Source organism: Syntrophothermus lipocalidus DSM 12680 (genome assembly GCF_000092405.1).
Taxonomy (GTDB): domain Bacteria; phylum Bacillota; class Syntrophomonadia; order Syntrophomonadales; family Syntrophothermaceae; genus Syntrophothermus; species Syntrophothermus lipocalidus.
The window spans coordinates 1,356,469-1,370,193 of the sequence record NC_014220.1; the positions used below are offsets into that span (position 1 = coordinate 1,356,469).

Sequence of the window (13,725 nt, forward strand, 5' to 3'; positions counted from 1 at the left end):
AACCTCACCGCCCCCGTCACCTCAGTGATGGAACTGCTTTATACGTCACTTCCGCTTCGACAGCTGTTAATCTTCCCGAGTCCAGCATGACTTTACAGTCCTGAAGTCTATTTCTTGCATTTCTATGCTTATGCGCCAAATCCTGCCTCATTCTGTGAAATTTTTACTGAGATCGGCGCCCTGCAGCTCACGTAGCATTCAGCAGAGTAGGTCGTAGCCATCATTTGGAGACAATCTCCTCAATCCTTACTTTTGTTCGACAGAAATAACTGGCAGAAGGTCGGACAGTCACGAAACCGCAGGGATCAAACATGAGGCGGGTTACCCCGCCCTTAAGCTATTGCCAGCATTGTACGCATCACTTCCATATGAAATCCTTCGCCGGCAATTCAATCCCTTTTTGATGCTTCTACAGCAAAAGCTTTACTCATACCTGTGATCTTCTTGTATAAAGGAACGGATGAGCTTCTTCCCTGTTCGAGAATCCCTCACTCGAACTTGTGGTATTCTTGCAGTGATTTAGGCGGTTTCGGCGACACCAGGCTCTCTCTGTAAGCAGCAATGCCCTTCGAGCCGGCCAGAGCCGCCGCCATAGTCGTGATATACGTGACCTTGTTCTTGATGGCCGCCTTGCGGATGTAAGAGTCATCCTGTTTGCTCCGCTTGGTAGCCGGGGTGTTGATCACCAGCTGAATTTCTTTGTTGGTTATGACATCGAGAACATTCGGCCTGCCTTCAGCCAGTTTCTTGATATACTCGCACGGTACCCCGTGCTCCTGCAGGTACTTGTAAGTACCGGCAGTAGCCCTGATCCTGAAGCCCAGCTTGACGAATTCCCTCGCGACTTCCAGAGCTGCTGGTTTGTCTCGGTCATTGACGCTGATAAACACGGTTCCTTCGGTAGGCAGCGGGGAAAGTGTCGCTTCTTGGGCTTTAAAGTAGGCGAGCTCGAAAGAATCAGCCAGCCCCAGCACTTCCCCGGTAGACCGCATCTCCGGACCAAGTATTGGGTCCACTTCGGGGAACATGTTGAAGGGAAAAACCGCTTCCTTGACCCCGAAATGGTTCAACCGGTTGCGTTTCAGACTTTCGATGGGGAACTCTTTGCCGGCCGCATGGGTCATCATGATCTCGGTAGCAATCTTGGCCATGGGTATGTTGCACACCTTTGAAACTAAAGGCACGGTGCGGGAAGCCCTCGGGTTGGCTTCAAGCACGTACACCTTGTCCTCGGCTATGGCATACTGGATGTTCATAAGACCGACGACGCCTAGCTCGCGGGCAATCTTTTTCGTGTAATCCTCGATGGTAGCGAGGTGCCGTTCCGGGATAGTGACCGGCGGGATGACGCACGCCGAATCCCCGGAATGAATACCGGCCAGTTCGATGTGCTCCATAACTGCCGGCACAAAGGCGTCTTTCCCATTGGCAATGGCGTCGGCCTCGGCTTCAACCGCATTGCTCAAAAACTTATCGATCAAAATCGGTCTTTCCGGGGTCACACCCACTGCGGCCGTCACGTACTGGCGCAGCATCTCTTCATCATATACGATCTCCATACCCCTGCCGCCCAGAACGTAGGAAGGCCGAACCATTAAAGGATAACCTATGCGGGCGGCTACTTCTAAAGCCTCTTCCAGGTTGGCCGCCATCCCCGCTTCCGGCATCGGTATGCCTAAGCTTTCCATCATCCGGCGGAAACGATCACGGTCCTCTGCCAGGTCTATAGTGTCGGGAGTGGTTCCTAAAATCCTAACCCCCGCTGCAGCCAGCTCCTGAGCTATGTTCAGAGGTGTCTGCCCTCCGAACTGCACAATTATGCCGATGGGTTTTTCTTTTTCGTAAATACTCAGGACATCCTCCACAGTCACCGGTTCGAAATACAGCTTGTCGGAGGTGTCATAGTCGGTGGAAACCGTTTCGGGGTTACAGTTCACCATCACCGTCTCGTAGCCCAGCTCCTTCAGAGCGAAGACCGAGTGCACGCAGCAGTAGTCGAACTCTATTCCTTGACCGATGCGGTTAGGACCACCGCCCAGGATCATGACCTTGGGCCGGCTACTGGTAGTAGTGCTGTCCGGCGCGTTGTAAGTCGAAAAGTAGTAAGCTGCATTTTCAACCCCGCTCACCGGTATAGCCTCCCAGGACTGCGACAGCCCCAATGCTAGTCGGCGCTCTCGGATCTCAGTCTCACCGACTCCGAGCAACATGGCCAGGTACTTATCGGAAAACCCGTCTCTCTTGGCCTTTATGAAGAGCTCGTCCGGCAGGTGACTCCCCTCGTATTTCAGAATCTCCTCTTCTAGCTCTACCAGTTCTTTCATCTGTTGTATGAACCACGGCTTAATATGGGTAAGGCGGTACAGCTCTTCAATGTCAGCGCCTTTGCGCAGGGCTTCGTACATTATGAACTGGCGCTCGCTCGTCGGTTCCGCCAGCATCGCCAGCAAATCTTCCAGCGGCCTCTCGTGGAAATCCTTCGCAAACCCGAGGCCGTAGCGGTTAATCTCGAGCGAACGAATCGCTTTTTGGAGGGCTTCCTTGTAGGTCTTGCCTATGCTCATGACCTCGCCCACGGCTTTCATCTGGGTTCCGAGTTTATCTATCGCCCCGGGGAACTTCTCGAAAGCCCAGCGGGCGAACTTGACTACCACATAGTCGCCCGAAGGGGTGTACTTCTCAAGCGTTCCATCTCTCCAATAGGGAATTTCATCGAGAGTCAGCCCTGCCGCCAGCAGGCAGGATACGAAAGCGATAGGAAAACCAGTGGCCTTCGAAGCCAGTGCCGAGGAACGGGAGGTGCGGGGGTTGATCTCGATGATAACCACCCGCCCGGTCTTCGGGTCGTGGGCGAACTGGATGTTGGTTCCTCCTATGACCCCGATGGCCTCTACTACCCGGTATGCATATTCCTGCAAACGTTCCTGCAGTTCCGGGCTTATCGTAAGCATGGGGGCCACACAGAACGAATCCCCGGTGTGCACCCCCATCGCATCCACATTCTCAATGAAACAGACGGTTATCTTTTGGTTCTTCGCATCCCTTACAACCTCTAGCTCCAGTTCTTCCCAACCCAACACGGATTCTTCTACCAGGACCTGTCCCACTAAGCTTGCGGCAAGCCCCCGGCTTACGACGGTCCGCAATTCCTCTAAGTTGTATACCAGGCCGCCGCCGGTTCCTCCCAGAGTATAAGCCGGGCGTATCACCACCGGATAGCCCAGTTCTTTGGCGATTTCTTCTGCTTCTTCTACGCTGTAAGCTGCCTGGCTGCGCGGCATCTCTATGCCCAAACGTTCCATGGTTTCTTTAAAAACAGTACGGTCCTCGCCTTTTTCTATAGCATCCACCTGAACCCCGATAACCTTAACCCCGTATTTGTCCAGAACACCTTGCTTGTGAAGTTCGGATACCAGGTTCAACCCCGACTGACCCCCGAGGTTGGGAAGCACGGCATCCGGCCTCTCCTTGGCTATGATGGCAGCGAGGGATTTTACGGTGAGGGGCTCGATGTAGGTTGTGTCTGCTATGCCGGGATCGGTCATTATAGTCGCGGGGTTAGAGTTGACCAAAACTATCTCGTACCCCAGCTTCTTAAGCGCCTTGCAGGCCTGGGTTCCTGAGTAATCGAACTCGCAGGCCTGTCCGATTACTATCGGGCCTGACCCGATAATCAGTACCTTGTTGATGTCTGTCCTCTTGGGCACGCGATCATCCTCCATTGAGCCGGTGTTACCCGGCTTTTATTTGTGAGTACGGCAGTTGGCTGTCGACCGCCTTTACGATTATACGGTTAATCCATTTGATCGTAAAGTATTTTGGGAGTATACTTTGGCAAGTATTCTAAATACAGAAAACAGGCCGCGACTTCGCGTTCTATAAAGCAGCCTACCCTTTTTCGTTACCGAAGATTCAATTAGGCTGGACTTCACGTGGTAGAGTCTCTATATCCTCTATTTCTTTCAGCTCCCTCTGGTTCTTGGTCACGCCGAGTTCCTGAAAGCGGCGGGCTGCCGGCAGCAGCCGGGTCTGCCACGACCCTACAACCTGGTTGAACGACTCCACGGCGCTTATGAGGCCCCGGCGCATGCCGGCCAAGTGTTCCGCAAAAACGCACACCCGCTCGAACAACTGCCGACCTGCTTCGATAACCTGTTCGGCATTCTCGCTCGCCTGCTTCTGCTGCCAACTATAGGCTACCGCTTTCAACAAGGCCACAAGGGTTACCGGGGTAGCCAGTAACACCCTGCGGTTAAAAGCGTCTTCGATTAGAGCAGGGTCCTGTTCGACCGCAGCTCCGAAATACGGTTCGCCCGGCAGAAACATGACCACGAAATCGAGGCTCGATTTGAATCGGCTCTGATAGTCCTTCGATCCCAACATCTGCATGTGGTTTCTCACTGCCCGCGCGTGCCGCTGCAAAGCCTTATTTTTAGCTTCTTCCTCCTCTACTTCCACTGCGTCGAGATACGCTTCCAGCGGTGTCTTGGCGTCGATGATAATCAGGCGCCCGTTGGGAAGGTGAACAACCATGTCGGGACGCACGCGGCCATCCTCACTGTCCACCGAGAACTGGCTCGTGAAGTCACAGTAAGGCGACATCCCCACCATCTCTACTACCCGCTGCAAGGTTATCTCTCCCCAGCGGCCCCTGGTTCGGGGCGTTCTCAAGGCGGAGACCAGCTTCCTGGCCTCGCTCTGCAATAATTGCTGAGCCTGGCTCAGCTCTTCCAGGTGCCTGGTCAGGCTGCCGTAGGCTTCCCGCCGGGCTTTTTCCATCTCCTTTATTTCCCGTTCGTACTGCTCAAGTGCCTGTCTCAGTGATACGACCAGCGATTCTACCGCCTGCCGCCCCTGTCCCAGGTCTCCCCGGGCCCTCGCCATAATCGCCTCCACGTTCTGGCGGGCAAGGTCCAAGAATACCTGATTATTCTGCCGCAAGGCCTCCCCCGCCAGGCTCCGAAAAGAATCGGCCAGTTTCTGGGCAGCCTCGTCTAGAAACTTTCGCTCTTCTTCGATTTTTTTCTGACTTTCTGCCAAGAGTGTTTCGGCCCGTGTACGGGCAGTTCTCTCGACATCCAGTTGTTCCCTAGTAAGCCTGAGATCTTCCTCCGCCTCCACCAGCCGCTGTTTGGTCTCGGCCAGTAAGCCCTCGGCAACCCGTACGCGTACCCCGGCCCAAAGCCAGACCGCTAGCCCTCCTAGAATAAACCCTGCCGCTCCCCACAAAAACTCCATACTTGTCACCATCACCGATCCCCAATTTGACTCGTTAGCGTTTATTGTGACTCAATCAACATTATAAAGCAATCACTGAAACCACAACCGTTACAACGAGCTGGTACTATGCTGACTAACCATTTTGAGTACAAAGTAAACCGAGATGAGGGATATTATTACTACTGAAATGATTTGTGATGGGGACAAAACGCTGGTAATCAGGACTCCACGGTTATCCCCCCTCCCGAATTCCAGGAGGAACCTCGTTACCGGATACGCATAAAGGTAAAAGACTAGGCGGCGTTCCTTAATAACGTACTGAGTTACGAAAAACCCAATAAACAGCAAGATCGCTTCGATCTCTCGCGCTGGGAACCTCTCAATAAAAATGGTATTAAATACGTTCCAGTTTACGATTTTCCCGTAGCAGCATCCTCCTAAGGAACAGCCGATTCGTCCAAAACCATGGAACAAGAGCATGGATGGAACAACGGCGTTAAGATACATCCCAACATCATACCTGAACGCCTTGAGGAGGAAGGCCGCCGTCCCCAAAAATCCGATCAAACCAAAGTAAAAACTCAACCCCGCGCTTTTTATTCTCAGCAGCAAAGGCAAATCTAACGCGCCCGGCATTATGAACCAGTTACCCACATTAGATAGCCCCATTCCGGTAACAAATGCTATTGCCAGCAACAATAAAAGTCGATCTTCTTCAGGCTTACAAAGATTATAATCTTTCAAGTTGTGCATCAACACCAGTAAAGCCGAAATCAGTCCGATACCTGCCATGACATTGTAGATCGGGAAGCTACCCATATCGATTAAAGGATGTCTAACCATGTTTTTTCCCTTTCTATCGTTGTCCTTTCTGTAATCACAAGCTCACTATACACCCTTCTTGAATGTACACTTGGGGTCAAGGTGCTCAAGGATGAAACAGCCGAAACAATATATGTTTATGAGACTGCTGTCTCTACCGATATTAATTTTCCGGTATTTCCTCCATCGGTTGAACAAAAGCGATTATACCGGCGATTAAGAACAGTATCAAGGCAGCCCAGCCAAACAGGCTGGTAAATGCGGTCATGATTACAGTGATAAGCGATATGGCAGCGCAGATAAACATCGATATCCCACAAAAAGTAGGCTTGGACTTGCCGTAGAAAGCCGCAATAAATCCCAAGATAACCGGAATAAACCCCAAGGCAGCCCCCATACCAAGGCCTCCAGCCGAATCTGTCATTCCCGCCCCCACGACGGCCCCGCAGGTGCTGGCACAAAGGATGTTGGGCAATGAAACAAACGCCCCTACAATTCCTAATATCATAGGAGCATTTGATGTACCTCTTTTCGCCACTTCACTACCTCCTTAGATGCAATAATCTCGAGCACCTTGACCCATCAAGTAACCCATGTTACCTTCTCTGACTCAGCGACTAATGTAACTGTAAGTCGCTTTACTCTCTAAGCGGCATGCCTTTCGCATCCTTGTCTATAACGTCGGTCAGTATCATGATGCCTTCAATAAATCCCCAGATACCGCCAATTCCAAAAGTAATCAGAGTAACGATAATCTGGGCTATCCCGATACCGACATAGCCGAGATAGAAACGGTGTATGCCAAGACCTCCCAAGAATATACCGAGAAGGCCGGCAGCCAATTTTGACTTATCGCCCGTTTTTGCTACAACAGTGAGTTTAACCCCGCATTTTAAGCAAACTTCTGCAGCTGGATTTGTTTCGGCTCCACAGTTCTGGCAGTAATTCTTCCCATTCCTGGGCGAACACCCACATGTAACACAGACCACGGCCTGTTCGGCGACTTCGCTTCCACAATTCCTACAAAACACCCGTATACCCCCTGTTGCTTTTTCTCTCGCTATTCCATGTCTATGATCCTCCAGCCGTCGTTAAACTGCTGTAAGTAAATCGCACCGTTTCCGCCATCCACTACCTTTCCAGTCTCATCCTTGACCTCTAAATTTACCACCACAGTTGCCTTATCACCACTTATCTCTTCTGAAACTATGTCCTTTACCTCAAACCTAACGTCACTCGTATCCCCGCTCTCGTATTGGGCAAATTCAAACAAGGCAGGGAATAGGTCGGCAACGTCTTTGAGACTAATGCCGATAAAGGACTGCAGAATGTTGCTGGTGGCGTTGTACATCTTCTCGTACTTGGGATCAAGGCAGGTTATCGCGGTATTGAAATCTTTTTCGTTCAAGGCATTGAAGAACTTGTATACCACATCATGGGGCTTAGTTACGAAGAACATGTTATATAGAATGATACCAGCGGTAACAATAGCCGCTGTAAGAGCAACCGCCGTAAACTTTGCTCTTACAGCACCTCCTGCTGCCTGGGCGACCACCATGCCGGCAGCCCCGGCCGCCTGGTTGATACCCGAAGCAAGAAACCGGGCATCATTGATGGTTGGCTGACTTAACATTGAAGCGCCGTTACCTGGACCAGAATTGAACGCAGCCCTGGTACCGCAACCCGAACAAAACCTGGCTCCCGCAGGCAGTTCTGTACCACAATAAGGGCAAAACACGCCTACACTCCCCCCCTTCTTGACTTTAGTTAACCTCGATGGCTGGACCTGCCTTCGCACTAGCTGCCAAAATCGCTGCTCCTTTTCCAGCCTTTAAGTGAAGCCCGTAACCCGTTTCAGCGACCTTAGGTCGCGTCAATCTTCCACGTCATGCAGGCATTCCACCACACTTGTTAAACGTTTTTGCCCCCTTTTCATGAAACTTGAGTCACTCAGAACACCCTGTCGCTGGTAGGTACCCAGGAACCGTCGACGTACTTCACAAAACCGTTACGGGATACATTCTCCTTGTATATATCCCCAGTAAGGCTGTTAACAGAGTAGCGTTCGAAGGTATTTGTGTGAGTTGTCATGTCCCAATACGCCCAAAAGTCAAAAAACAGAGTCCCTTTAGAGTCAACATGCTTATCATAATCGACCACCCTGAAATTATCATACTGGGCGAGATACTGTTTAACTTCGGGAAGCGCCAGTACCATTTCCCTGGCCCTTTCCTGGGTTAGGGGGCTGATAACCGTGCTCCCCGCGGTTGCCGGAGCCGGGGCAGGACTGGGCTGGGACTCCGGTTGCTCGTTTTCTGAATTGCCCGCTGCCTCGTCGTTTCCTTTTGGAGATACTGATACCAGTTCAAGCGTATCCTCTTCTTGGCTGCCATTGTTATAGACGCAGATAGAAGTGGCTTTCACCATACCTAAACCCCGTACACACCACATATCTGTGCTTTCCTTAATCAGTGCCATTGGGTCTTCTGCATTCTGTGTTTCCACATACCTGATATGGGCAGCATCCATGGTTTTTCCCATTACCTCTATTCTTTCGACCCCAAGGTATTTACTGGTTCTCGTATAGTTTTCAATGCTGGTTTCGTACGATTCTTCCTTCATGCGATAATTGCTGGTCCACTCTGTATTGGGATTTACAAACGCTAATACCATACATCTTTCGTTGCCCAGCGGCACATGGTTCCAGCTTTCACTGGCATACTGACCTGCTTCACCACCCGTCCAGGCAATACCCGAGGAGGTCACTTTATAATAGTCAGTGGAAAAGGACGGGTATTTTACCCCAGCCTCGACCATATACCTGCTGTACAAACCGCCAGCATCCTTTTCCCATGATGTTTTGATCTCTCTCGATGTGCCCCCACAGCGGTCTTGATACGTATACTCATAATCCAGGCGGGGAATAAAGTAATCATAGGTAAGCCTGTTATTTTCCGGCTTTACAGGGGCCGGAAGTGAGTTCGCATACATGTCCTCTTGCACAATATAGACCGGCTGCCATGTATAGATCAGGAGTCTCGTAATGTATCTGTTAGCAAGTTGCTCCTGCTCCTTTGTAGCAGCACTCACTACTATCTTGAGCGCATCCAGGTTCTGTTCATTGGCTGCCAGGCTCCTGCCAGCCCAGGCCAAGGCCTTGTCTTTATCACCAGTCAGCAAATAGTACCCGGCTATATCGGCCATAATCCATTCATTGGCCGGCTTTTCAGCTATTTTCTGCACCAGTTCCCCGGCTTTTTGCTCATCTCCACTCCTGAACATGCAAGCCGCTGCCAATACCGCCGCTTTCTGGTTGGCCTCATCCTGCTTCAGCTCTTCTTCATACAGGCTCAAAGCCTCCTGGTACTGCCCGCTCTCGTACAGGGCATAGAACCTCATAATGTTCCCAATCCCCTGATCTTCAATACTTCCCGCTTTATCAATCAGTTCTGACCAGTCTTCACTGTACATGTCTTTGAGGATGCGATAAGCTTCGGCCTGGTTGACGTCAAGGGCAAGCGACTGAACTATGCTCTCTACGGCCTTGTCCTTCTCTCCATTCCTGGCATAATAGCTGGCCAGGGCGTTATGGGCCCGGTAATCCTGTTGATTGGCCAGGATTCCCTGTTCCAGAACTGCCAAAGCCTGCTCCCCTTCTCCATTCCGCTCATAGATCATGGCCAGACCCTGGTATGCTTCTACAGCAGTCTTGTCTTCATCGATAATTTCCTTGTATGCTTTCTCGGCTTGGACCGGGTCGCCTTTATCCATGTACATCCCGGCCAGGCTCAGCTTGAGCCGCATAACGTCTTCCTCTTTTACAGCCTCAATACCCTGGTCATATGTCTCCTGGGCTTTGTCAAATTTGCCCTGCAGGGTATAGACCTTACCCAAGCCCTGGTAAGCTCTTACCTCCCGCTTGTCGATATTGATAACTTCCTGGTAAGCCAGAACAGCTTCGTCGAACTTGTTTTCGCTCACGTATTTGACCGCGAGCTCAAGCTGCTTGTTCACCTTGGCCTCGGTACTGCCAAAACACCCGCTTATTAAGCTGGTAAATAACACCGCTACCGCCAGCAACGCCACCCGTCCACCCTGGCATTTACCCTGCCGTTTCACAACCCATTCTCCTTTCCCAATTATGCCCCTCAGCGGGGAACAACCAAGTAGTAAGCAATCGCGACTATGGCAACAAGAATAATCAAAAGAGCCGCTGTCCCTATCCCTTTCCTGATCAATCCTCCTTCTGCCCCAACCGGATCCTGTATTTTGACGGCAACCGCCGTTATATTGTCGGGCCCGCCTCTCTTGTTGGCCAGGTGGACCAGCATTTCGGCGGCCCTTTGCAGGTCTTGGTTTAAGGCCACCGCCTCTTTTATTTCTTTGTCGCTTACCACGTTATACAACCCATCGGTACAGAGCACTAAAAAATCCCCAGGTTCAAGGGGATAAGAAAGAACGTACACTTCCGGGGGTCTTGCCCCTCCCCCTACAGACTGGGTGAGCATGTGACGATGGGGATGGCTCTCCGCCTCTTTGATACCGATCTTCCCCTGGCGTACGAGATCAGCTACAACGGTCTGATCCCGGGTAAGGCAGATAATTTGCTCGTGCCGGATAACATAAGCCCGGCTATCTCCGACGTGAGCAACGTAGGCAGTATCGCCCACTACCGAGACCGCGGTAATAGTGGTACCCATGCCGCTTTGCCCGGGAACACTGTGAGATTGCTGGCGTATAGTTTTGTCGGCTGATAGTATCGCCTGTTTAAGGCTTTCTAAGGGAGCTTCGTCCTGTCTGGAAAAATAGCGCTCTTTAACGGTTTGAACTGCCAGACAGCTGGCTACTTCGCCGGCAGCCGCTCCACCCATACCATCCGCGACCACATAAAGCCTTCCCTTAGTTTTCAGGGTCGTCATATCCTGCGGTTCGTGTATCAACCAGCTGTCTTCGTTGTTCTTTCTTCTCCGTCCCGTGTCACATACTACCCCCACCGGGGGCTTCTTCGCTCGCCTTTTCAATCTCTTTGCTCCTTTGTAAAGCTATATCCAGCCCTTTTCCCTCAACTCGGCTATCCTGGCCCGGGCGACCGATACCTCGTAGCTATCCTTATTGAGGTCCACGGTTTTCTGCAGATACTTGTAAGCAGTCTCGTACTGCTTGTGTTTCAATTTAAACAAGCCGTATACGAAGTTTGTATGTGAATCTCCCTCGTCCAACCGCAACGCTTCTTGAAATGCTTGCTCGGCTGCGGCGTAATTTCCTAGCTTGTCGTGGATCATTGCTATGTTGAGGTATGTATTGCCATCAACAATTCCGATGTCGACGAGTTTGTTAAAGGCAAGCAAAGCCTGCTGGAATAACGGAACCGAAGTCTCCTCCCCGGAAGATTGGTATAACTGGCCTAATTCGAAACAATATTTCCCATAGTCACTGATAGCTTGAATGTGGTAGGGGTCTATTTCCTGGGCAGCTTTAACCGTAGCGACAGCCCTTTTCAAGTATTCAACCTTTTCGGCCTGGGACGCCGCTTGGGTACTCATAGCCTCGTATAATCTGGCCGTGCCGAGCTTGTACTCGATATTGGTCGAATCGCCCTTCTGCGCTCGCTCAAAGTAGGCCAAGGCTCGGGAATAATTCTTTTGGGCCATCTCCACTTCTCCCAGAACATAGCTGGTCACATGGGTTGTGGACCCTTTACTGGCTTCCAAGGTATTCAATACCTCTCTCGCCTTGCTAAAGTCCCCCATCCGGCAATAACTCACGCCCAGGTCCCGGACCGCCGCCTCGTAATCCTCTCCCGGCAACCCCTGGCTATCCTGAATACAGCGGTCAAAATACAACGCCGCTCTAGCGTAATCGTTCAAGGCAAAATAAGCGGATCCCAACAAGTACGAAGTAGCAGCATCGTCCTTGATCACCCCTGTTCTGATTTTTTCTTCCAAGAATTCAATGGCTTTTGAAGCCCGGTTTTCCCGTAAGTACAGCCGGGCCAAGTTGTGATACACCTCTGGTTCGTTCTTATACTTTAACGCCTCTAAGAAAGAGTCCTCTGCCTGGGTGTACTCGCCTCGCTCCGCCAGACTTATGCCTGCATCTATTCTCTGCTGGTATAACTTGGTGCTGGTCAACTCTCTTTCTTCCACGCCTTTCCCTATGGACGCGATACCGAGCAGCATCATTGCCGCGATTCCGAGTGCCGCTAGCACCCGCCTTAGCTTTCCGATTTTGTATTCACGGCTAAACCTGTCAATAAACCTTAGGTCGTGATACAAAGCGGAAGCGCTCTGGTACCTCCGCTCTGGTGCCTGTTCCAAACACTTGTGGATGATGTAATCGATACCCTCGGAAAAGTACTTGTTGACTTCCCTCAACTTTACTGGATTAGCAGGGTCATACCTGCGCCCGGTCAGCACATGGTAAAATGTTGCCCCAAAACCGTAAATATCGGTCCTCTCGTCATAAATACCCCGGTACTGTTCGGGAGCCGCGTATCCCTTGGAACCGAAGCCGCCTTGGCTGGAACCCCCTCTGCTCTCCCGCGAAATACCGAAATCAACCAGCTTCAGGTCCTCATTCTTGTCGATGATAATGTTGCCAGGTTTCAGATCGCTGTATATGATAGGCGCGGGCTTTAAGTTATGGAGGTAAACGAGTATCCCGGCCAACTGCCTGGCCCACTTAACGGCCGTCTCCTCGTTTACCGCTTTTCTGATTTCCAGCAGTTTTTGCAGGTTTTGTCCCTCAAAATAGTCTTCGATAATGTAGATTCTGGTGTCGGATTTTATAACATCGACGATACGAGGCAGGTTTGGATGATTCAAGCGCTTCAATATCTCCGGTTCAACCAGCAACCCCGAAGGGCTACCAGGCCTGTGTTCGATTTCCTTGATGGCCCACTTATTGCCTACGTTAACGTTCTCAGCAAGGTAGACCCGCCCCATGCCCCCTTTGCCCAATAGCTGTAATATTCGGTATTTTCCAAAGGCAATCTCACCTGTCTTCAGCATGAGATCTAACCTCACTTTGCAGGTTTTGAGGCTTCGCCATCCGGTCAGTTTTTACATGATTCGGGGTTGGCACCGCAGGAGCAAGGACTTGAGTCTCGATGAATTGCTCCAATAACAACGTCGTGTCAGCACCTGCTTGATGATCATGAAGCGTTTTCGTAGCAGGGTAAGGTTCTTGGGAAGGAATAATGGGGTAAGCCGGAAGGGTTACCTCTTCACTGGCGCCTGCTGCCAGCCTCTTTATCGTCCGGAGGTCTTGGGCCACGGCATCGACCTCATTTAATTCCCGTTCACGCCTGTGTTTCACATATAGGACGATTGCAGCGACTAAGCCCGTTACTATTAGCACAAGGCCACCGAGAATATACAGGTATGAAATGAGGTAGGTCCGTATATTTTCGCCTAAAGACATATGTATGGTTGCAATGCTAGAAACGTCCGCTCCCACGTCTATTCTCCCCTGATAGCTAAATGCTCTTTGCCAATACACCCCTGCTCAACACAGCCAGTTCCACACGCTGTATGCTGTATTCGATACCCGTATTCGTAATCCTTTCATCCTCTACATCTTTTTTCTAAGGAAGATATTAACATTTCTTCGGAAACAATCTTGGTCCGGCGCCCCGGGCAGCAGAGGGCAAGCACGTTGAGACTGACCACGTGACAAGAAGGA

The 13,725-nt window shown here is 51.1% G+C and carries 10 protein-coding genes; all 10 read right to left on the minus strand.

Annotated elements, in window-relative coordinates; genetic code table 11:
- Nucleotides 1-488 precede the first annotated feature (488 nt).
- The 10 genes from carB to SLIP_RS06555 all read right to left on the minus strand — a co-directional run bounded on the left by carB (nt 489) and on the right by SLIP_RS06555 (nt 13,500).
- Entirely contained in the window at nt 489-3,707 is a 3,219-nt protein-coding gene (carB, locus tag SLIP_RS06510) for a carbamoyl-phosphate synthase large subunit (protein ID WP_013175482.1), read from the minus strand.
- Nucleotides 3,708-3,912: 205 nt separating this feature from the next.
- On the minus strand, nt 3,913-5,250 hold the full coding sequence (locus SLIP_RS06515) for a DNA recombination protein RmuC (protein WP_013175483.1): 1,338 nt from the start codon (nt 5,248-5,250) through the stop codon (nt 3,913-3,915).
- A 78-nt stretch (nt 5,251-5,328) separates the two neighbouring features.
- Nucleotides 5,329-6,063, minus strand: coding sequence for a prolipoprotein diacylglyceryl transferase family protein (locus tag SLIP_RS06520; RefSeq protein WP_013175484.1), 735 nt, complete (start codon nt 6,061-6,063; stop codon nt 5,329-5,331).
- Nucleotides 6,064-6,205: 142 nt separating this feature from the next.
- Complete coding sequence (locus SLIP_RS06525) at nt 6,206-6,580, minus strand: hypothetical protein (protein WP_013175485.1); 375 nt, start codon at nt 6,578-6,580, stop codon at nt 6,206-6,208.
- 100 nt (nt 6,581-6,680) lie between these two features.
- Nucleotides 6,681-7,073, minus strand: a complete 393-nt coding sequence (locus tag SLIP_RS06530) for a TM2 domain-containing protein (protein WP_013175486.1) — start codon at nt 7,071-7,073, stop codon at nt 6,681-6,683.
- 29 nt (nt 7,074-7,102) lie between these two features.
- A complete protein-coding gene (locus SLIP_RS06535) occupies nt 7,103-7,780 on the minus strand; it encodes a zinc ribbon domain-containing protein (protein WP_013175487.1) in 678 nt (225 codons plus the stop codon).
- Nucleotides 7,781-7,992: 212 nt separating this feature from the next.
- Nucleotides 7,993-10,161, minus strand: a complete 2,169-nt coding sequence (locus SLIP_RS06540) for a tetratricopeptide repeat protein (protein ID WP_013175488.1) — start codon at nt 10,159-10,161, stop codon at nt 7,993-7,995.
- Between the two features lie 29 nt (nt 10,162-10,190).
- Nucleotides 10,191-11,063 carry a Stp1/IreP family PP2C-type Ser/Thr phosphatase gene (locus tag SLIP_RS06545; protein WP_013175489.1) on the minus strand — a complete coding sequence of 291 codons (873 nt, stop codon included), beginning with the start codon at nt 11,061-11,063 and terminating at the stop codon, nt 10,191-10,193.
- A 21-nt stretch (nt 11,064-11,084) separates the two neighbouring features.
- On the minus strand, nt 11,085-13,052 hold the full coding sequence (locus SLIP_RS06550; RefSeq protein ID WP_013175490.1) for a serine/threonine-protein kinase: 1,968 nt from the start codon (nt 13,050-13,052) through the stop codon (nt 11,085-11,087).
- On the minus strand, nt 13,036-13,500 hold the full coding sequence (locus SLIP_RS06555; RefSeq protein ID WP_013175491.1) for a hypothetical protein: 465 nt from the start codon (nt 13,498-13,500) through the stop codon (nt 13,036-13,038). The genes SLIP_RS06550 and SLIP_RS06555 overlap by 17 nt, the downstream gene beginning before the upstream one ends.
- Nucleotides 13,501-13,725: the final 225 nt, after the last annotated feature.